We start from the raw sequence: 19,916 nt of genomic DNA, 5'->3' as shown, positions 1-19,916 counted from the left end.
GGATGGACGTCGATCCATGATCTGGGAGGCGAAGGCGTCCAGGTCGAGGCGCTCGCCCTCCCGGCCGCCGGGTCATGCTTTCGGTCCGGCACAGGAAGGCGGCGACGTCGGGTCTCGAGGCGCGGAGCAGGGCGGTGCGTCCTCCTCGGCGGCCGGCGGCCGGCGGGCGAGAGGTGGACACGGCCCGAGTGGTCGCCGCGGCCGGGAAGAACGATAAGTCGCCCGCGCCCACGGCGCGACGGCGGAGGCCACCGCCGACGAGGGCGGCGGCCTCACGGTCCGGGTACGGTTCGCAGCCGACGGCTGACTCCCGGATGCCGGTCAGCCGTCGCCGCGGAGCCGGCGCCCGATCTCGATGTCATCCTCCAGCGCGCTCAGCCGCGGCGGGGTCCTGGAAGCGTCCAGGACCACCACGTGGAGCCGGTCGCCCTCGGCCGGGGGCGGCGCCTCCTCCGACCACCACGAGGGGTGCTTGGCCTGGTCGATGAACCCGTCCCCGCCTTCCGCGGTTTCGATCGTCACGAACGATCCCACCATGGTCACCACCTTGATCACCACGTCGAACTCATCGTGGTTCCTGACCACGTCATCACCCCTTCTCACCATACGGAATCCATGTCCGCTTCATCACCAGCTCGTTGAACCGGTCGAACTTGTCCACCGGAATCGTCCACTCGATGCGGGGCGCCCCGTCCTTCCCCTTCGTGTCGTACACCTTCATGTACTCGGAACTTGTGAACTCCTTCAGGAAGTCCGGGTGCATGTCGTACCGCACCATGCCATTCGCGAAGTTGACGCCGCCGTTCGGGCTCCAATACTCGGCGGCCACGTCCCGCTCACCGAAGTAGATCTTTCCGTCGGTGAGGTAGCCGCCGCCCATGTCCACGCCCGGCTGGTGGTTCGCGGGGTTCGGGCCGTGCTCCTTCTCGTACTCCTTGTCCTTGTGCTTGGGCGTCCGGTAGATCGGGAAGGTCGGGCACTCCGGGGCCAGGCCCAGCGGGTCGGAGGTGAGGTAGCGCGCCACCTCGGGGTCGTAGTGCCGGAAGTGGTTGTAGTTGAGGCCCGTCTCCGGGTCGAAGTACTGGCCCGGGAATCGCAGCGGGGGCGACGCTGTCCGCCGCCCAGGTCGTCGTGCCCCACAGGGTGGTGCGGGTACGCCAGGCCGTTTCGCCGTTCTCGTCGAGCAGTTCCCTCGGTGTGCCCACGAGATCGGTCACGATCGCGAAGAAGCGGTGGTCGACCTCGTCCTGACCGGCGAGGTGCTCGGTCTGGGCGACGGGACGTGTCCCCTGGTGGTCCCAGGTGAGGGCGACTGGACGGGGCAGCTCGGCCGAGGTGGTCACCTGCTCGCACAGGAGCAGGCCGTCCCAGGTGAAGTCGGTACGCTCGACCACCTCGCCCGCGTCGTCCAGCCGCTGTTTGGCGACCCGCCGCCCGGACGGGTCGTAGAGGTAGCGCCAGCGCGTCCCGTCCGGGGTGACGGCCCCCACGAGCCGGTCCTCGGCGTCCCAGGTGTAGCGCCAGCTCTCCACCTTGCCGGAGAGGTGCGCCTTCCGGCGCAGGGTGACCCGACCCTGGCCGTCGTGCTCGTAGCGCACCCGGCCGGCGTGTTCGACCCGGGTGCCGGTGTAGGAACGCGCGCCCGTCGCCTCATGACCGGGGTGGGCACGGGGCCAGTCGGCCTCGGTCTGGTTGCCCGCCTCGTCGTAGGCGTACCGCTCGCTCCAGCCCTCCGCGTGGACCGCCGTGACCCGGCCGACGGCATCCAGGTCGAAGGTACGCCGTCCGGTGTGCTGGTCGTCCGTGTACGTGAGGGTGTGGTCGGCGCGGTAGCCGTAGTCGCGGCGGTGGAGACTCCGGCCGGCCGCGTCCCGTACCGACTGGGTCGTCAGACGGCCCAGCTCGTCGTAGGCGTGCGCGAGGGTGAAAGCACCTCCGAAGTCCCGGGTGGTCTCGCGTCCGGCCGCGTCGTAGCCGAAGTCGATCGTGCGCCCAGCCGTGGTCAGCCGGGTGCGGTTGCCTGCCGCGTCGAACGCCCACTGGCTCGTCACCCCGACGGGCGTGGTGCGACCCGTACGGTGGCCCAGGGCGTCGTACGCGTGCGTAAGCGTCCGCCCGTTGACGGACTCCGCGGTCGGCCGACCCCACTCGTCCCGGGTCATGGACAGGGTGACACCGGGAGCGGTGGCCGCGACGAGCCGACCGCACAGGTCGTAGTCGAAGGCCGTGACCTGCCCGTCGGCGTCCTTCCGGAGGATCCGCCCGAGAGCGTCGTGCTCGTAACGGACCTGCTGACCCAGCGCATTGGTACGGCTGGTCGTGCGGCCCACCGCGTCGTACGTGTACCCGACGGAGCGGCCGTCGAAGTCGGTCTCGCCGGCCAGCCGGCCCGCCGCGTCGTAGGAGTAGTTCCAGGTCATTCCCTGGGGGTTGACCACCTGGGTGAGACGCCGCTCGGTGTCGTGCACGAACTCGTGGCGCACGCCGTCCGGAGCGGTACGCGAGCGCATGAGGTCGAAGTGCGTGTACGTGAACCGTGCGACGCCGCCCAGCGCGTCGGTGTGGGTCAGGCAGTTGCCCTCCCCGTCGTACGTCCAACTCTGCTCCGACCCGTCGGCCTCGACCCGTCGTACTCGAACGTGGTCGTGGCGCCGTGCTCGTCGGTCGACCGGATGCGGTTGCCCCGCGCGTCGTACTCCTGGCGCAGCTCCGTGCCGTCCGGAAGCACGGTGGTCAGCGGCAGATCGAGGTCGTTGTAGACGCAGGAGAGCGCGGTCCCGTCGGGGTTGCGCACGGCGGTCAGGTTCCCGCGCTCGTCCCAGTCGAGACGGGTGGTGTGGCCCAGGGCGTCCGTACGGCTGAGCAGGTTGTCGTGGCGGTCCCAGCTCTGATGGACGGTGTTGCCGAGCGGGTCGGTCGTCGCGACGACCTCCCTTACGTGCACGCTTCCCTGATGGCAAAACAGCAATGTCGGCATGAGGACCGGCTGGGGACCAGCGCACTTGACTGACTCAAGCGCACGTTGACCCGCCGACGGCATCGCCGAGGGCCTCGGTGCGGTCCTCGGCCCGGTCCTCCGCCGTCCTCGCGGGTTTCAACGCCCAGTTCCTCACCCAGGGCGCGGTAGGGCTCCTGCTGCGCGTCGCCGTCGCGTCCCGTAGCCCGGGGGGCCGCACCGCTGGAGGACGAACTCCAGCGCCTGTCCCGCTTCCTGCTGGATTCCAGGGCGACGTCAGCGGCGATGCCGTCCGCGGTGCTGGCCTCGCTGCTCGACCACCTGGCCGACGAGGTCGGCACCGAGGCGTTCGAGACCAGGCCCGCGGAGTACCGCCAGGCACTCGCGAGGGCCGCCGGCGACGATCCGGCGGCGGAGTTCCTGCGTTCGCTGGCCGCTCTCATCCGGGAACGCCAGTTCCGTTCCTACCCGGACATGACAGAGCTGCCGTTGTCCGACTGGGAGGCGAGCGGACGGTTCCCGCTGACCTCGGCCTTCGTCTCGTCGATGGTCTCGGGGGAGTACGACAGCGTGGACGAGGCCTTGGACGAGGTCCTGACCAGCGAGCACCCCGACTGCCATGAGCGACTCGGCAACCTCGCCGGGGAGTTGCAGCGCATCCTGTACCTGTTCCGCACGCCCGCAGAGTTCGACGCGGCCTTCGCCACCCTCATGCCTTACGTGACCCACGCACGCGTCCGCCACCTGCTCGACGCCGTCCACGCCCACTTCGCCGAGCAGCACTGGACGCCATGCGGACGTACGTCGACGGGCAGGTGCGCCGGACGGACGCGATCGTCGACCGGGGCGAGGCGCGGTGGCGCAGCGAGGCGGCGACGGCGTACCGGAAGCTGCACCGCGAGGCTGGGGCGGACGCCGTTCGGGTCCGGCGCGTACCCCCGGTGACGTTCAGCCCCGGCGCCTGGCTCGCCACGCTCGCCGTACGGCTGCGTGCCTGAGCCGGCGCGGTTGGGGTCAGGGCTTCGGGACGGTGTCGATGTAGTCGGTGCCGGTGCCCTGGAAGCCGTCCACCGTCTTCTGGACGTCCGCCCGGGAGACGGCCTCGTCGGCCTTGTAGTAGACCCAGTCGACCTTCATGTCCCAGGTGCGCGGGCCACCGGTGAAGGGGAGGTCGATGAGCCAGTTGCTGAAGTGGATGTCCATCTGCTCGCGCGGGACGTACTTGCCGGAGCTGGTGAAGAGCTCCTTGCCGTCCAGGGAGTAGGCGACCTTTCCGTCCATGGCGGTGATCATCATGGTGTGCCAGCCCTCGAGGCGCCGCTCGAGGGTGTGGTGGACCCGGTCCGGCGGATCGGCCTTGTACCAGCTGACGTTGTCGAGCTGGGGACCCACCGAGCCCCAGCCGCCGTTCGGCAGGTACTCGAAGTCGAGTTCGCTGTACTTCTCCGAGGAGTCCGAGGGGGAGATCGGGAAGAAGGTCTGGACGACGTGGTCGCCGTCGCGTCCGCTCGTGGGCTTGTCGCTGAGGTGGACCCGGGCGGCGAAGGTTCCCCGGAAGAAGTTCCGGCTCGTGGTCTGAACCTCGACCTGCGTGGTGCCCTGCTCGGTGCCGTCGGTGGAGGAGCGCAGCCGTAGGACCTTGCCCCCCTCGGCCGTCGGGTCGGAGGGGAAGGCGGCGCCGTCGGCGCTCCAGGTGTCCTTGATCCCCGGGCCGCCCCCGCCGGTTCGGATCTCCCAGCCGTGCGCGGCGAGGGAAGGGTCGTCGGCGCCGGTGTAGTCGAAGTCGTCGAACAGGGTTCCCGGCGGTCCGGTGGGCGTCGGCGAGGCGTCCCGCGCGGGCCCGGCGGCGTCGGCGCCCCCGCCGGTCGCGGGGTCGGCGGAACACGCGGCGAGTACGCACAGGAGGGCGGGCAGCGTGAACGCGGTCCACGCTCGGCGACGAGAGGTGCGGCGGGGCTGGCTCACACAGGCTCCTTGGGGCGTAGAGGCGGTGACTGGACACGCCCGTTGCATGCGGATCCACCGCTGATCGCAGGAATCGAGCGGTCATCCTAGCGAAGGATTCAAGCCATCCCGCCTCGTGTTCACGACCCGGCCACTCACGGGTCGGGATGTGCCCGTTGAGATACCGATCCGGTTACGACGCCCGATCGGATCATGTCAAATGCGCACATCGCACACCAATCGATGCGTGTCATGCGCTACGGTCCGCTCTACGCTTCAGCGGTCTCCACACCCTGCACAAAAAGGCCACAAACAATGCGCCAAGTCGCCACATCCTCCGGGCGCGGATCGGTGTACTCCGCACAGCCCGACGTGGCCGAATCACGTCAGGTGGAGCCCGCTCCGGCGCCGGTGTTCGTCGACCAGTCGGGCCTGCGCAGCCGTCTGTTCCGACGGTTCGGCTGGCCGGTCTCCGTGGTCGGAGCGATCCTGGCGGCCGCCATGGGCAGCAGCCTGATCGGCATGCAGTCGGACGCCCCGGCGATGGGGATACCGCCGAAGCCCGCGTACCTGCCCGCCTGGGGGCCCTTGTCGCCCTCCCGCTAGAGGGCACGGTCTGCGACGCCTCACCCGAAGAGTTCGGCCATCACGCCGAATGTCGCGACATTCCATGACATACCCGCGACCGTCGTACCGCCCGGAGCTACGCCTGCGGGCCGGCCGAGCGGCCTGACCGTCCGCACCACCCATCTCCAGGAGCGCCCTTGTCCCGCCACCAGCGTCGTCGGCAGTCCCTGCTGAGGCCGCGCCGACTGGCTGCGCCGCCGCTGCGCTTCTTCATGCCGCTGTCCCTGCTGGCCTGTCTGCTCGCGCTCCTCGTCCTCCGCGGCCTCGCCACCAACGAGGCGTTCCACGACACCCGGATCGCGACCTCGGTCGACAAGACGACGGTGCCGGAGAACCTGCTCAAGGGCGGCCCGATCATCGACGCGCGCGGTGACAAGAACGAGCACCCGGTGAGCTATCGGGTCCCCGACCGCACCGTGGTCCTGAGCTTCGACGACGGCCCCTCGCCGGAGTGGACCCCGAAGATCCTGGACGTGCTCGCGGCCCACGACATCCATGCGGTCTTCTTCGTGACCGGCGCGATGACCACGCGCCACCCGGAGTTGATCCGGCAGATCGTCGCGGGCGGCCACGAGATCGGCGTGCACACCTTCACCCACCCCGATCTGGTGTACCAGTCCGAAGCCCGGATCAGCTGGGAGCTGGCGCAGACGCAGCTGGCGCTGGCCGGCGTCGCGGGCGTCCACAGCGCGCTGTTCCGCCCGCCGTACTCCTCCGACGCCTCGGCGCTCGACGACTGGAACTACCCGGTGATCAAGTACGTGGGTTCCCACGGCTACCTCACCGCGTTCATCGACCGCGACACCCACGACTGGAAGCGTCCCGGCGTGGACGCGATCGTCAAGGCGGCGATGCCGCGCAGGCCCGGCGCGGGCGAGCTGATCCTGCTGCACGACGCGGGTGGTGACCGTACCGAGACCATCGCCGCGCTCGAGCAGATCATCGACAAACTGCAGGGCGAGGGCTACCGCTTCGGCACCATCTCCGAGGCGCTCGGCGCCACCGACGCCACCGTGCCCGTGCACGGCTACCAGCTGTGGGCGGGCAAGGGGTACATCTGGGCCAGCCAGGCCGCCGTGCTCACCCTGCCGGTGCTGGTCGCGCTGCTGGCTGTCGTCGGCTTCCTCAACTTCGGCCGGTTCGCGCTGATGCTCGTCCTCGCACCGCTCCACGCCCGACGCTCCCGGCGGCGGAACGCGTGGGGACCACCCGTCACCGAGCCCGTCACCGTCCTCGTCCCGGCCTACAACGAACGCGAGTGCATCGCGAACACCCTCAACTCGCTGGCCGCCAGTGACTATCCGATCGAGGTCATCGTCATCGACGACGGCTCCACGGACGGCACGGCGGACATCGTCGAGGCGATGGCCATGCCGTTCGTCCGGCTGATCCGCCAGGCCAACGGCGGCAAGTCCACCGCGCTCAACACCGGTATCGCGGCCGCGTCGCACGACATCGTCGTGATGATGGACGGCGACACCGTCTTCGAGCCGTCCACCGTGCGCGAGCTGGTCCAGCCGTTCGGCGACGGGACGATCGGCGCGGTCGCGGGCAACGCCAAGGTCGGCAACCGCGAGAGCCTGATCGGCGCCTGGCAGCACATCGAGTACGTCCTCGGCCACAACCTGGACCGCCGGATGTACGACATGCTGAACGTCATCCCGACCATCCCCGGCGCGGTCGGCGCCTTCCGCAAGGAGGCCCTGCGGCGGGTCGGCGGGATGAGCGACGACACCCTCGCCGAGGACACCGACATCACGATGGCGGTGCTCTGCGACGGCTGGCGGATCGTCTACGCCGAGCGCGCCCGCGCCTGGACCGAGGCCCCCGCCAGCCTCCAGCAGCTCTGGTCCCAGCGGTACCGCTGGAGCTACGGCAGCATGCAGGCGATGTGGAAGCACCGCCGCGCCGTGACCTCCCGCGGCCCGGCCGGACGCTTCGGCCGGCTCGGGCTGCCGCTCGTCGTGATGTTCGGCGTGGTCGCCCCGCTGCTCGCGCCGCTGGTCGACATGTTCCTGCTGTACGGCGTGCTGTTCGCGGACGCCCCGATCACCCTCGCCAGCTGGGGCGGCTTCATCCTGCTCCAGGCCGTGCTGTCGTGGTACGCCTTCCGGCTCGACGGCGAGAAGCCCCTGCATCTGATCAGCCTGCCGATCCAGCAGCTGGTCTATCGGCAGCTGATGTACATCGTCCTGTTGCAGTCCACGATCACGGCGCTGACCGGTGGCCGACTGCGCTGGCAGAAGCTCCGGCGCACCGGCGAGGTCGCCGCACCGGTGGAGGCCTGACCATGACCGCATCCTTCGAGTTCGGGGGAACCCAGGACACCGTCCGGCTGAGGATCCCCGCCGCGCTGCGACAGGAGATCCGGCCGGAGCCGGAGCCGTCGACACCGTCCCCGCGCAAGGGCGGCCGGGACCGCTATCTCGACCTGCTGCGCGCCCTGGCACTGGTGCGCGTGGTGCTCTACCACAACTTCGGCTGGTTCTGGCTGCCCGTCGTCTTCCCGTCGATGGGCGTGATGTTCGCGCTGGCCGGGTCGCTGATGGCCCGGTCCCTCAGCCGGCCCGCCCTCGGCGTCGTCCGGGGCCGCCTGCGCCGACTGCTGCCGCCGATGTGGCTGTTCGGCGCGGTCATGCTCACCCTCGAGATCGCCGACGGCTGGGGGCCCGAGGCCGAGGGGCACCCCGACTGGTGGTGGGGCAAGCTGCTGTTCTGGCTCGTGCCGCTGAGCACTCCGCCGTACGCCGAATCACTGAACGGTTTCGACCATCTTGTGGGGCAGGGCTGGGCGGTGCAGGTCATCGTCCCGCTCTGGTACCTGCGCGCGTACCTCTGGTTCGTCCTGCTGTCACCGTTGATGCTGTGGGCGCTGCGGCGGATGCCGGTGGTGACGCTGTCCGTGCCGCTCGCGCTGTCGATCGTGATGAACACGTTCTTCACCGACCAGGAGTTCGTCTACAGCCGCGTCTGGGAGACCGGCAGCGACTTCGCCACCTTCGGCTCCTGCTGGATCCTCGGCATGGCTCACCAGGAGGGCCTGCTCAAGAAGATCCCGCAGTACGTCGTGCCGTCCGTCGCGCCGCTGATCATGGTGGCCGGCTGGTGGTACCTCCAGACCCGACCGGTCGACCCGACCGTGCCCACCGACATCGAGAGCTGGCCGATAGCCCAGGCCCTGTGGTCCTTCGGCTTCGTCGCCATCCTGCTCCACGTCAGTCCCTCCTGGGAACACTGGCCCCGACCTCTGGAACGCTGGAACGGCCTGATCAGCCTGCTCAACGCACGCGCTGTCAGCGTCTACCTCTGGCACGAGGCCGCGTTGGTGGCCGCCATCCCGCTGATCGACCCCCTCTGGTCCGTCGGCTTCTTCTACGCGCACTTCCAGTGGCTGCTGACCAGCCAGTGGTTTCCGCTGATGGTGGCGATCCCACTGATCGGACTGCTGGTGCTGACCTTCGGCTGGGTCGAGGACGTGGCCGCGAAACGCTCTCCGCGACTCTTCCCGTACCCGCGCCGCGTGCGGGGCAGGCGCCGGGCCGGCGCCTGACGCGTGCCGCCCGAACCGCGGACGGGCAGGGACGGACGGCAACGACCCGCGCCACCGCAAGGTCGTTGTCGTCCCGGTTGAGGAGGACACCCCGGCGCAGGGCTGGTTCGCTTCCGACCTCTCCCCTCAAGCCTCCTCATCCGTTCACGCGGAGGGGACGACCCTGCGTCTCCCCACGAGCTCTCCTGCGCTGAATCCGTCGATGCGGACGGAGGCCGTGGTCACCACGCCCGGCACACCGAGCTCGGTCTCGCCGTCCACGACATCCACCGACGCGCGGGGGCGGTCGTCCACGTAGACGTCCAGCCGGTCCATGGCCTCCGTCCGGACGGAGAGGGTCAGGGAGGCGTCACCCGGTGACACTCCCCTGATGGCGAGTTCGTGCCGGGGGCGGGCAGCGAGGATCCTGCCGGCCTCGGCGAGAAGGTCGACGTTGTCCTCCAACAGGTCCCTGCGGGTCATCTGGTGGAGCGCATCGGGGGCGACGCCGAGATCCTCCACCGGCGTCCCCGACTGGGCACCGACCCTGAGCGTCCGGCGGATCGCCACCCGCATGCCCGCGGTCCTCGGCAGTGTCGTGTACGGGCTTCCGTCGCCGTCGGCGAATTGGGCGAGGAGCCGCTGGTGCGTCCAGACATTGGCACCTCCGGCGCCGGTGTTCTCGTCCGTGCCGAGCACGGCACCGATCCGGTGGTCCTGGAAGCCCGCGGAGAAGATGTCCGTGGCCGAATAGCAGCGTGCGTTGGTGACCAGGACGACCGGCCCGAAGTACTGCTGCCCGATGGCATTGGCATCCGAATCCGAGGTGAGGGGGAACGCTCCGGAGAACGTCGCGCCGATCTCGGTCGCCTGCTCCATCGACGGCACCCAGACGCCGAGGGCGGGGTTGCCGCGACAGAGCCTCAGATTGAGGGGGGTGTTGATGAACTGCATGGGCTCCGGCGAGATACGGCGCGGGGTGAGGGTCTGCAGGAGGGATTCGGCCGCACCGATGCTGCCGCCTCCGTTGTCGCGTACGTCGATCACGAGGCCGTTCTGCGGCAACTCGTCCAGCAGTCGCACGAACTCGCCGACCAAGGCGGCGGGTGACTCGGTGCTGAAGGTGAAGATGCGAAGGTGCCCGAAGGTGCCGGACGGTGTCCTGATCGTCCTCGCCCGGAACACCCGTGGCATGGAGGACACGACCTCGTCCGTGCTGTCCGTCCCGCCCGCAGGTGAGGGCGGGGCCGGGGCAGCGCGTTCCCGGGCGATGACCTGCGGGGCGAAGAGGGCGATCTTCGCCCTGCCGGTTTCGTCCGTCTCGAGATCGACACCGTCGTCCAGAGCTGCGGAGCCGGTGCCGCCTGCGCCGCCGGGCGGCGGCGGATTCACCATGACCTGCCAGTCCTGACGTAGTTCCGCGGGTCTGCCGTCGACACCGACATAGCTCAGAGTCACCCACTCCTCGGACGGCGGGAGATGGATCAGAAGCGGGCGCAGGGTGAGCGATTCCAGCCCACGGCTCCTGCGAGCGGCCGGGTTGCTGCCGGCGAACCGGGCGGCATTGAGGTCGATGGCGGTACGGATGGGGATGCCGTTCCAGTGCGTGACCTCCACGCCTGGTTCGAACTGTGGTGCGGTGAAGCCCTCGGCGATGTGTGTCACCAGATAGTGAGGACCGCCGGTGTCGAAGCACTCCTCGACGAGGAACGGCAGGAACGCAACGGCGCCCGAGAAGGGTTCGGGAAGGAGGTAGTTGGTGTGCAGATCCCGTACGGAATGGAAGATGTCGGATAGTTCGGCATGAAAGAGCCACTCCACGGGCATGGTGCCCGCCCTCTGCCGTTCGAGCCGTCTCCTCAACAGACGCAGTCGCTGCACGGGGTTCACCGCGTACATCGCGGTCTTGAGGGGCAGGTGCACGTAGTTCTGCTCCAGGAGGACGAGGGCTTGGCCGACGATCAGCGTCCGCTCGTCCAGGGTCAGCCCACCCGTGCCACGCAGGAACGTCGCGAGGGTGGTCGCGGAGGCCGGTCCCGTGGTGCCGGTACCGGTCGGGTCGTCGACGGTGGGACCGGCGTCCGGCGGCAGGGGAACGGCGGGAGGTACGGCCCCGTTGGCAGGAGTCATGATCACTCCTTTCGCGCGCGAGTATCGGCCTGCACGCGCATTCAGAGAAGTGCCGCCTGGTTCGACAGGAACCGGGCCGCCGTGCGGTAGCCCTTCGACGATTCCGCCGGCGTGTCCCGGAACTCCCGCAGCAACCGCAGCAGCGCACGCAGGTCGTAGCGCAGGACCGTGGCGACCACAGCGGTCTCCCAGACGGTTTCGGCCAGCCGATCGGGACGGACAGGAAGCGCGCGCAGCTGCTCGACGACAGCCGAGCTGGTGTCAGCGGTCCGGGGCGGCCAGGCGATGTCCACCACGTGCTGAACATCGAGGGTACGACCGGCGCTCTCCGGCTCGACCGCCCCGCCGGGCCAGGTCGACCCGCGCGCCAGGAGTACGGCGCACAGCAGCGCATCGACGTACTCCACGTGGTACTGGTGAAGGAACCGGTAGGCCCGCCGCTCCTCGCCGCTCGTGCCGTCGTACTCGTCCTGCCGGAACGAAGGGTCCGGCAGGGTTCCCCGTCCGCTCAGCACGGACGTGCGCAGTGCCCATCCGCAGTGGGCCGCGCTGGACGCGTTCCCGGGGATCACCGCGTCGGCGAGCAGCAATTCGCCCAGGACGTCGAAGTCGCCGATGACCAGGGCGAAGCAGATCGCTGACGCGACGGCTGATCTGACCGCGACCGGGTCGATTCCGGTGAGCTGCCGCTTTCCGAAGTCGGTGGCGTACATCAGTGTGTGGGTGAGTGCGTAACAGTCCTCCCGGCCGGCATAGATGCCGAGGTGGTCCACGGCGAGGATCGACATCCTCGGGTCCCAGGGGGGAAGTGAACCGCATACGGGCCTTTCGAATTTGTCGGGTGGCACCTGCCATGCCAGCCAGTGCTGTTCCAACTGGCGAAACGGAACACGCTCGTGCGGCTCGACCTGTCCCGTGTCCAGTGCCCCGGCAACGATCTTGTCCAGGGGTTCGTCCGGGTACCCGAGGGCGGACAGCAGCAGATGTCCGGTGCCCAAGCTGGTGACCGCCTTGGGGTGTCTGGCGAGCGAGTATCTGACGCGGTCGCTTCGGCACCACCGCGCACAATGCGTCACGAGCTCCTGCCAGGAGTCGTCGTCCGCGAGGCCTGCGCGCTTCGACACCAGTAGGAGCATCACCGTCTCGGCGACGAGCTTGTCCTGCTTGCGGACAAGCTCGTCGCTCCGGTCGTGCCAGAACGCCGCATACCGATCCAGCTCGCGCAGGTGCCCTGTGGCGAACGAGAGCACTCCGTGGATCCGGGCACTCAGGTCCGCTGCGAACAGACGGGCATCGCTTGCGGGCGGATCCTGGCAGAAGGCGGTCACGGCAGTCCCCAGATGAAGACGAGAGGCATGGATGACGGTACGAACCACTACTTGAGCGGGGGAATGGGCTTGACCACCAGGAAGTAGTTGTTGTTCACCACGAGAACCCCGTCGTCGTCCGAGGCAGACCGGAGGAAGTCGGACGGGAGGGTGTCGCGAACCGAGGCCTCAAGGTTGAGGAGTTTGCTGTCGGCGAGTTCGTTCATGATGCTCTCCAGGTCCTTCTTCTGGGGTGCATCCGGTGCCGGCGTGCCTGCGTCTGGTGTGGGCATGACGTTTCCCTTCTGATCGCTGGTCGGTCCTTCACTTCTCCGGGAGGCCGCCGACGAAGACCTGGGGGTGAGGACCCCCGGGTACCTGCGGCCGTAGGACCAGCATGAAGCTGGTGCCGCAGAAGACGGCTGTCCCGTCCTCCGAGGCTGCCTTGAGCACCTCGGGTGTCAGGTCCTTCCGCACCGAGTCCTCGAGATTGAGCAGTTTGCTCTGGGAGAGCGATTCGAGAACACTCCCCAGGTCTTCCTTTCCGGGCACCGATGGCATGTGACACTCCCTCCGAATTGCCGCGCTCTCCCTCGTCCGAGCTGCTCAGACCGTCGCCGGTCTCAGCAGCTTCCTGATCAAGGGCGAACCGGCCAGTACAGCGGATATGGTCCGGACCGATGCGGCTTCGAAGCCACCGGCGGACGGTTCCGGCGCGTCGTTCGCGGCCTCTCCCCGTAGCAGGCTGCGAAGGATCTCGGGTATGGGCTCCACCACGTGGATCCCCTCGCCTTCCGACAGCAGCGTGCCGATCGCGTCCGCCATCGCGGCGACAGGGTCTCCCGGGCGCCGTCGGCCGAAGAGCCTCAACGAGGTCTCGCGGTCCAGGTCGTTGAGGACAAGAGCGAGGACGAGGCGCGCACCCGGGTCCAGTACACGTTGCCGGAGCGCGGTGAGCTGGAGTTCGTGTACCGCTTCCCTGCAGGCGCTCCTCAGCGGCTCGCCGGCCGCCGGGTACTGACGGGCCACCACGGCGAGGAGGTCGCTCATGAACGCGTCGTCGACGTTCGTGCGGCAGGCCTCGAACATGAGCGTGACAGCGGAGAGCAGGTCTGCCGTCTCCAGCGACGCGCACATGCACTGCCGGTATCGCTGTTCGTCCCGCCGGAGCAGGCGGAGCAACTGGATGCGTCGGCTCATGGTCGGGTCGACGAAGAACGGGTCGACCGCCAGTGACGGCGGGTGGTACTCGTACTGGGGCTGCGCTCGCGGATCGGCATGGGTACGCGCGACGAGCGTCACCGACGGGTGATCGAGGTGGAAGAGGGCGTGTGCCCCCGCGGCTCCCGGGCGGATCGGGCGGACATCCCCGACTGTCAGAAGTTCCGAGGAGGTACGTTCGACCTCGCCGATGAGCAGATGGCGCGACACCTCGGACGTTCGATCGAATCGCCATGCGCTGTGCAGGCTCGCTCCCGACGCCACCCGGAAGGCGCCCTGGAATCCGTGCTCGTGGACGGACGTCGTCGATGTCTGCCAGTACAGCAGGGTGATGTAGAAGCGGTCCGTCCGGTACACCGTGAGCGGGGGCTGGCCGAATTCGGCGCGGATGTCCTCCTGGCGTGGTAGTTCCGGCGTGCACGCTGCCTCTGCCGCGAATTCGAATGGATCGAACCCGTCGAGGGCTGTCGTGCGGTCCAGTTCTTCCGCGCAGATCCCGGGAAACGCATCCTCGGAGTAGTCACGGAAACGCCACGCGGCTTCCAGTCTGTCGCCGAGTGCGGTAAAGCCGCTCAACGGGTCTGTTCCGGACATGGTGCCTCACAAGATTTCCGTCCCCGGATTCATTGTCCTGATCGGCCTCAGGGCGGACAAGAGTGAAATGTTCCCCTATTTGTGTGGGTGTTTCCACCCACTCACGGCACGGTGGACCTGTACGTCAACCCCTGCTGGAGCGCGAATCGGGTGAGGTCGGCTCGGCGGCGGCATCCTGTCTTGTTGCGCAGCCGGTCCAGGTGCGAGTGGACGGTGTTCTCGCTGACGCCCAGCAGGAGGGCGATGTCCCTGTCTCGCTCGCCTTTGGCCACCAGCTCCAGGACCTGACGTTCCCGGTCTGTGAGGAGACCGGCGTCCACCAGCAGATACGAGGTCAGATCGGGGGAGACGAAGGTGCCGCCGGAGCCGATCACGCGGAGGGCGGCCACGGTCTCGGATTCGTCCGCCCGCCTGCTCAGACAGCCGCGCACGCCGGCTCGGACGATCGATGCGATGTCGATCTGCACGGGGTCCGAGATGACGACCACCGCGCATCGGTCACTGCCGAGCCGCCCGGACACGATGCCGGCCAGTTCCCGCATGGGGAGCCGCAGGTCGAGGATCACGATTTCGGCTGGGGTCGTGGAAATGTCGAAATCGCTGATCGATGCGCAGGAAGCGACGAGTGAAAGATCCTCCACCGAGTCGATCAGGTGACAGAGCCCGTGGCGCATCATCGGGCAGTCACCGACAACCGCTACGTGCCTGAGTTCGGTGTCCATGGGACCTTCAGAGGTGAATGCAGAGCGGTTGGATTCCGCGCCTCGACCCATCGGATGCGCGCAGGTGGCGGCGGAGGTTCTTTGGGGCACGGACCTGAATCATCCTACGCGCGGATGTCACCGCTGCAAGTCGGTCAGGGCAGGGCGAAGAAGGTGAGGGCGACGGCTAAGTTCGCTGCCCGTAAAGGGCATTGGCGATTCAAATGGTGAGAGAGCGTGCGCGTCCCCGGCCGGGCCACGCCTTCCGCCCCTCCTGCCGGTGCGCGCCCCTGGCGGGCCGGCGACCGCCACCTCGGTGACGCGAAGGGGATGTGACGCGGCTCACGGGAACGCGGGGGCCCGTCGGTCCAGTGCTGATCATGAACGTCTTCTCGAAGCACTCTCTCTCGTCCTTCCTTTCCGTTCCGTCCGTCCCCGCCCGGACGGCGTCGCGCCGGTCCGTGCTGCGCGGGCTCGGTGCCGCGACGGCCGCCGGCACCGCCGCGGTCTGCCTCCCGGCCGCCACGGCCCACGCCGCGCCCGTCGGGGAGCGGACGCGCGGCGTCTCCGGCACGTACGCGCTGACCCTCGTCCACCTGGGCCGCGACGGCGCGCCGACCACCGACTACCGCACCCTGCTGACCGCGCTGTCCGGGCCCGACGCCGGCAGCGGGCGGGAGCTGAAGAACCTGCCCAGCACCGTCACCGTCCAGGTGCCCGCCGGGCGATACCTGCTCGACTCCGCCCTCGCCACCAGGCCGGTGGGGGAGGGGACCTGGGGGAACGACTGGCTCGTGCAGCCCCGGCTGGACGTCGACCGTGACATGACCCTCGTGCTCGACGCCCGGGTCGCGCGCCCGGTGGACATCCGGCCGCCGGTCGGCGACGCCAGGTTCGAGCAGGCCGGGGCGTTCGCCGAGGTGACCTACGAGGGGGTCACCGGGTTGGCGAACCTGATGACGATGTCGCTCGACCTGCGCGTGGCGCACCTGGGGCCGGACGCCGAGCGCGGGGCCGTGCGGACCTGGGTGGACTCGTACTGGAGCCGGCCGGGCGGCGTCTGCGCCCTCGGCTACGCCTTCCGGGGCGAGCGGGCGCTGAACGGTCTGGTCCGGCACCCGACGCAGGCCGAGCTGGCCACGCTGGTGGTGCGCCCCGGGGTGCCCGCGTCCGGCCCGGGAACGGCCCTCGTCGAGTTCTCGCCGTCGGCGGGCCCCTCCCCGGCGCTGGGGCTGGCCGTGCCGCCGGGGGGCACCGGGACGTTCCTCCTCACGCCCGAGCGCGGCACCTGGGACCTCGTGTACGGCTCGCCGTCCGGAGAGGAGGGGCCCACCAACCACTACTTCGTCCTCGGGCGCTCGTTCACGCCCGGCTCCACCACGGTGCACACCTTCGACCTCCCGGTCTTCGGCCCGGCCCTGGACTGCTCGCCCGGCGCACGGCCCGTCGCGCAGCGCACCGGCGACACCCTGGACCTGACGGTGCCGCTGCTCGCCGACGGCGACGGCCACGTGCCGTCCTCGCCCCTGTTCACCGCGTCGACGGTCACGCTGCACCGCAACGGCACGCTGGTGGCGACCCGACGTGGCGAGAAGCCGGGGCACGCCTCGTTCACGGTGCCGGCGGGGCGGGCCGCCTACCGGCTGACGGCGAGCGCGACGCAGTCGCGCGGGAGCGTCACGGCGGCGTGGACCTTCACCTCCGCCGCGACGGCCACCGCCACCGACCTTCCGCTGAGCGCCGTACGCTTCGGCCCCGACCTCGCGCTCGACGGCACCGCCCCGGCGCACACCACGAGCCGGGTGGCGGTGACGGTGGAGGGCGCGGCCCGGCGGTCGGGCGTGCGCTCGCTGACCGTGTCCGTGTCGACGGACCGGGGCGCCACCTGGACGCATGCGCCGGTGACCGGCGGACGGATCACGGTGACGACGCCGGGGCCCGGCAAGGCGGTGTCGCTGCGCGCGGAGCTGACGGACGCGCACGGCAACACCCTCACCCAGACCCACCTCGACGCGTACGTCACGCGTGCCGCGACCGGGGCGCGCTGAGGGTACCGACGGGGTCTCCGTCCTGCCGAGGGTCCCCACGCCCTGGGGCGCGCGCACCAGGAGAGGCCGTGTCGGACGGCTCCGACACGGCCTCTGGACCATTCTCGGCGACCATCGCCGGTCCCGTGCAGGGGGCGGCTTCACGTGCGGGGGCTCGGGTTGGTATCAAGTCGTCTGTTCGACGGTTGGGTTGACCCGCTCTGACCTATGTTCTAGGGGTTCGCCGCGGTCCACGGTTGTCCCAGGAGGTCCGATTGCTGCCCAGACGCGTGCGCGCCCTCGCCGGCGCATTGCGCCGCTCCCCCCTGCTCATAGCCCTCGCCCTGGGCTCGCTGCTCGTCGGGTTCACCCCCTGGCTGGGAGTGGCGAGCGCGGGGCCGGGCGGCCACGGTCCGACACCCCGGCCGACGCCGGGGTCCCTCGGCCAACAGCCGGCCAAGCAGTCGCCGCATCACGGCGTGGCCCCGGCGAACGCCATGGAGCCGACGGCTCCCGTGCTCGACCGGACCGGATGGACGGTCGCGGCGAGCGACGAGGAGACGGCCAAGGAGAACGGCCGCGCGGCCAACGTCCTCGACGGTGACACCGCCACCCTCTGGCACAGCAGGTGGTCCGGGACCGCGGCCCCGCTGCCGCACAGCATCACCCTCGACATGCACCGCACGACGGTGGTCTCGGCGCTCGTCTACCAGCCCCGCGCCGTCGGGGTCAACGGGCGCGTCGGCGAGTACAGCATCAGCGTGAGCACCGACGGCCGGAACTGGGGCAGTCCCGTCGCCACCGGCACCCTCGCGGACGACGGCAGCGCCAAGACCCTCGGATTCGCCCCTCAGGGCGCCCGGTTCGTCCGGCTCACCGCCGTCACCGAAGCCGGCAGGCGCGGCCCCTGGACCTCCGCCGCGGAGCTCAACCTGCTCGGCGACCCCGGGACCCCGGCCGCCACCGTCGACCTGCCCCGCACCGGATGGACGGCCGCGGCGAGCGACGAGGAGACGGCCAAGGAGAACGGCCGCGCGGCCAACGTCCTCGACGGAGACTCCGCCACCCTCTGGCACAGCAGGTGGTCCGGGACCGCGGCCCCGCTGCCGCACAGCATCACCGTCGACATGCACCGCACGGCGGCCGTCTCCGCCCTCGTCTACCAGCCCCGCAAGGACGGCATCAACGGGCGCGCGGGCGCGTACACCATCACCACCAGCACCGACGGCACCACCTTCGGCACAGCGGTCGCCACGGGCACCTGGCGCGACGACGACACCGTCAAGACCGCCACCTTCACCCGCACCGCGAACGCCCGCTACATACGCCTGACCGTGACCCGCGAGGCCGGGGACCGCGGGCCCTGGACCTCCGCCGCCGAGATACGCCTGAGCGGACCGGCCGACCCGGCCACCCACGGCTCCTGGGGGCGCATCACCGGCTTCCCCCTGGTGCCGGTGGCCACCGCCGTCCTGCCGGGCGACAAGCTCCTGGCCTGGTCGGCGTACGCGATGGACCGCTTCGGCGGCAGCAACGGCTACACCCAGACCGCGATCCTGGACCTGAAGACGGGCAAGGTCACCCAGCGCCGCATCGACAACACCGGCCACGACATGTTCTGCCCGGGCATAGCGATGCTCGCCGACGGCCGGGTCCTGGTCACCGGCGGCAGCAACGCGGAGAAGGCGAGCATCTACGACCCGGCCACCGATTCCTGGTCGGCGACCAGCAACATGAACATGGCCCGCGGCTACCAGGCCATGACCCTGATCTCCACCGGCGAGGCGTTCGTCCTCGGTGGTTCGTGGAGCGGAGCCACCGGCGACAAGTCCGGTGAGGTCTGGTCCCCGGAGACCGGCACCTGGCGCAGGCTCCCCGGTGTCCCCGCCGCCCCGGCCCTGACGGCCGACCCGGCCGGCGCCTACCGCGCCGACAACCACATGTGGCTGTACGCCTCCTCGGGCGGCAAGGTCCTCCAGCTCGGCCCCAGCAAGCAGATGAACTGGATCACCACCGACGGGGTCGGGAGCATCACCTCCGCCGGCACCCGGGCCGACAGCCAGGACGCCATGACCGGCAACGCCGTCGCGTACGACATCGGCAAGCTGCTCACCCTGGGCGGCTCGCCCGCGTACGAGAAGACGCCCGCGACCCGGCGCGCGTACACCGTGAGCATCGACGGCGACCAGGTCCAGGCCGCCCGGACGGGCGACATGGGCCACGCGCGCGCCTTCGGCAACAGCGTCGTCCTGCCCGACGGCAAGGTCGCCGTGTTCGGCGGGCAGTCGTACCCCGTGCCGTTCAGCGACGCCACGTCCGTGCTCACCCCCGAGCTGTGGGACCCGGCGACCGGCAGCTTCACCCCGCTCGCCAGCATGGCCGTTCCGCGCAACTACCACAGCGTGGCGAACCTCCTGCCCGACGGGAGGATCTTCTCCGGCGGCGGCGGCCTCTGCGGGGACTGCGCCACCAACCATGCCGACGGGGCGGTGTTCACTCCGCCGTACCTGCTCAACGCGGACGGCTCGCCCAAGCCGCGTCCCGCCATCACCGGCGGCGTGCCGCCCCGGGCGGCGGCCGGCACCTCGCTCACCGTCGACACCCAGGGGGCGGTGGCCTCCTTCGTCCTGATGCGGGCCGCGGCCGCCACCCACTCCACGGACAACGACCAGCGGAGGGTCCCGCTGGCGTCCACGGCCGCGGGGAACGGTACGTACACGGTGTCCATCCCGGCCGACAAGGGCGTGGTCCTGCCGGGCACGTACATGCTCTTCGCCCTGGACGCCCACGGCGTGCCGAGCACCGCGCGGTTCATCACCGTCTCCTGACGGGACGGCAGCGGCGTCCGCCCCCGGCCGGGTCACCGGCACGGGGGCGGAC

16 protein-coding genes and 1 pseudogene are annotated in these 19,916 nt (G+C 70.0%); 6 read left to right on the top strand and 11 right to left on the bottom strand.

Annotated features, from left to right (window positions below; translation table 11 throughout):
- Nucleotides 1-321: 321 nt before the first annotated feature.
- The 4 genes and pseudogenes from IE237_RS24275 to IE237_RS41800 all read right to left on the bottom strand — a co-directional run bounded on the left by IE237_RS24275 (nt 322) and on the right by IE237_RS41800 (nt 2,944).
- On the bottom strand, nt 322-585 hold the full coding sequence (locus IE237_RS24275) for a hypothetical protein (RefSeq protein ID WP_229842859.1): 264 nt from the start codon (nt 583-585) through the stop codon (nt 322-324).
- A gap of 4 nt (nt 586-589) precedes the next feature.
- Nucleotides 590-886: a hypothetical protein gene (locus IE237_RS24270; RefSeq protein ID WP_189804290.1), complete on the bottom strand. Its 297-nt coding sequence runs from the start codon at nt 884-886 to the stop codon at nt 590-592.
- Nucleotides 887-982: 96 nt separating this feature from the next.
- Nucleotides 983-2,465 (bottom strand): annotated as a pseudogene (locus tag IE237_RS24265) (RHS repeat-associated core domain-containing protein); the annotation flags it as partial.
- Between the two features lie 101 nt (nt 2,466-2,566).
- Complete coding sequence (locus IE237_RS41800) at nt 2,567-2,944, bottom strand: hypothetical protein (protein ID WP_440862295.1); 378 nt, start codon at nt 2,942-2,944, stop codon at nt 2,567-2,569.
- Between the two features lie 297 nt (nt 2,945-3,241).
- Here IE237_RS41800 and IE237_RS24260 point away from each other — a divergent pair, with 297 nt between their 5' ends.
- On the top strand, nt 3,242-3,901 hold the full coding sequence (locus IE237_RS24260; protein WP_189804211.1) for a hypothetical protein: 660 nt from the start codon (nt 3,242-3,244) through the stop codon (nt 3,899-3,901).
- 69 nt (nt 3,902-3,970) lie between these two features.
- On the opposite strand, the gene IE237_RS24255 is transcribed toward IE237_RS24260, so the two are convergent.
- The gene (locus tag IE237_RS24255) at nt 3,971-4,921 is read right to left on the bottom strand and encodes a glycoside hydrolase family 16 protein (protein ID WP_189804210.1); all 951 of its coding nucleotides are present in this window, start codon (nt 4,919-4,921) and stop codon (nt 3,971-3,973) included.
- A gap of 330 nt (nt 4,922-5,251) precedes the next feature.
- On the opposite strand from IE237_RS24255, the gene IE237_RS24250 reads away from it, so the two are divergent.
- The 3 genes from IE237_RS24250 to IE237_RS24240 all read left to right on the top strand — a co-directional run bounded on the left by IE237_RS24250 (nt 5,252) and on the right by IE237_RS24240 (nt 9,077).
- Nucleotides 5,252-5,506, top strand: coding sequence for a hypothetical protein (locus tag IE237_RS24250; RefSeq protein ID WP_189804209.1), 255 nt, complete (start codon nt 5,252-5,254; stop codon nt 5,504-5,506).
- 233 nt (nt 5,507-5,739) lie between these two features.
- Nucleotides 5,740-7,815: a bifunctional polysaccharide deacetylase/glycosyltransferase family 2 protein gene (locus IE237_RS24245; RefSeq protein WP_189804282.1), complete on the top strand. Its 2,076-nt coding sequence runs from the start codon at nt 5,740-5,742 to the stop codon at nt 7,813-7,815.
- Between the two features lie 2 nt (nt 7,816-7,817).
- Nucleotides 7,818-9,077, top strand: a complete 1,260-nt coding sequence (locus IE237_RS24240) for an acyltransferase family protein (RefSeq protein WP_189804208.1) — start codon at nt 7,818-7,820, stop codon at nt 9,075-9,077.
- Between the two features lie 144 nt (nt 9,078-9,221).
- Here the strand turns inward: IE237_RS24240 and IE237_RS24235 are convergent, their stop codons facing one another.
- The 6 genes from IE237_RS24235 to IE237_RS24210 all read right to left on the bottom strand — a co-directional run bounded on the left by IE237_RS24235 (nt 9,222) and on the right by IE237_RS24210 (nt 15,030).
- On the bottom strand, nt 9,222-11,186 hold the full coding sequence (locus IE237_RS24235; RefSeq protein WP_189804207.1) for a S41 family peptidase: 1,965 nt from the start codon (nt 11,184-11,186) through the stop codon (nt 9,222-9,224).
- 41 nt (nt 11,187-11,227) lie between these two features.
- On the bottom strand, nt 11,228-12,514 hold the full coding sequence (locus IE237_RS24230; protein ID WP_189804206.1) for a DUF6895 family protein: 1,287 nt from the start codon (nt 12,512-12,514) through the stop codon (nt 11,228-11,230).
- Nucleotides 12,515-12,561: 47 nt separating this feature from the next.
- Nucleotides 12,562-12,786: a hypothetical protein gene (locus IE237_RS24225; protein WP_189804205.1), complete on the bottom strand. Its 225-nt coding sequence runs from the start codon at nt 12,784-12,786 to the stop codon at nt 12,562-12,564.
- A gap of 31 nt (nt 12,787-12,817) precedes the next feature.
- Nucleotides 12,818-13,054 (bottom strand): hypothetical protein, encoded by a 237-nt coding sequence (locus IE237_RS24220; protein ID WP_189804204.1) that lies wholly within the window; start codon nt 13,052-13,054, stop codon nt 12,818-12,820.
- 45 nt (nt 13,055-13,099) lie between these two features.
- Nucleotides 13,100-14,308, bottom strand: coding sequence for a hypothetical protein (locus tag IE237_RS24215; protein ID WP_189804203.1), 1,209 nt, complete (start codon nt 14,306-14,308; stop codon nt 13,100-13,102).
- Nucleotides 14,309-14,409: 101 nt separating this feature from the next.
- Complete coding sequence (locus tag IE237_RS24210; protein ID WP_189804202.1) at nt 14,410-15,030, bottom strand: response regulator transcription factor; 621 nt, start codon at nt 15,028-15,030, stop codon at nt 14,410-14,412.
- A 359-nt stretch (nt 15,031-15,389) separates the two neighbouring features.
- Between IE237_RS24210 and IE237_RS24205 the strand changes: the two genes are divergently transcribed.
- Both IE237_RS24205 and IE237_RS24200 read left to right on the top strand, forming a co-directional pair.
- Nucleotides 15,390-17,057, top strand: coding sequence for a serine protease (locus tag IE237_RS24205; protein ID WP_189804201.1), 1,668 nt, complete (start codon nt 15,390-15,392; stop codon nt 17,055-17,057).
- 254 nt (nt 17,058-17,311) lie between these two features.
- On the top strand, nt 17,312-19,864 hold the full coding sequence (locus IE237_RS24200) for a galactose oxidase family protein (protein WP_229842858.1): 2,553 nt from the start codon (nt 17,312-17,314) through the stop codon (nt 19,862-19,864).
- The last annotated feature ends 52 nt before the right edge of the window (nt 19,865-19,916 follow it).

Source organism: Streptomyces tanashiensis (assembly GCF_014648895.1).
Lineage (GTDB): Bacteria > Actinomycetota > Actinomycetes > Streptomycetales > Streptomycetaceae > Streptomyces > Streptomyces tanashiensis.
The sequence above is the reverse complement of the archived record's forward strand: the minus strand, read 5'-3'. Positions and strand labels throughout refer to the sequence as shown.

Coding starts and splice junctions, on each gene's coding strand:
- IE237_RS24260 (WP_189804211.1), top strand. CDS start 3,242: ATGCCGTCCGCGGTGCTGGCCTCGCTGCTCGACCACCTGGCCGACGAG.
- IE237_RS24245 (WP_189804282.1), top strand. CDS start 5,740: ATGCCGCTGTCCCTGCTGGCCTGTCTGCTCGCGCTCCTCGTCCTCCGC.
- IE237_RS24240 (WP_189804208.1), top strand. CDS start 7,818: ATGACCGCATCCTTCGAGTTCGGGGGAACCCAGGACACCGTCCGGCTG.
- IE237_RS24235 (WP_189804207.1), bottom strand. CDS start 11,186: ATGACTCCTGCCAACGGGGCCGTACCTCCCGCCGTTCCCCTGCCGCCG.
- IE237_RS24225 (WP_189804205.1), bottom strand. CDS start 12,786: ATGCCCACACCAGACGCAGGCACGCCGGCACCGGATGCACCCCAGAAG.
- IE237_RS24220 (WP_189804204.1), bottom strand. CDS start 13,054: ATGCCATCGGTGCCCGGAAAGGAAGACCTGGGGAGTGTTCTCGAATCG.
- IE237_RS24215 (WP_189804203.1), bottom strand. CDS start 14,308: ATGTCCGGAACAGACCCGTTGAGCGGCTTTACCGCACTCGGCGACAGA.
- IE237_RS24210 (WP_189804202.1), bottom strand. CDS start 15,030: ATGGACACCGAACTCAGGCACGTAGCGGTTGTCGGTGACTGCCCGATG.
- IE237_RS24205 (WP_189804201.1), top strand. CDS start 15,390: ATGAACGTCTTCTCGAAGCACTCTCTCTCGTCCTTCCTTTCCGTTCCG.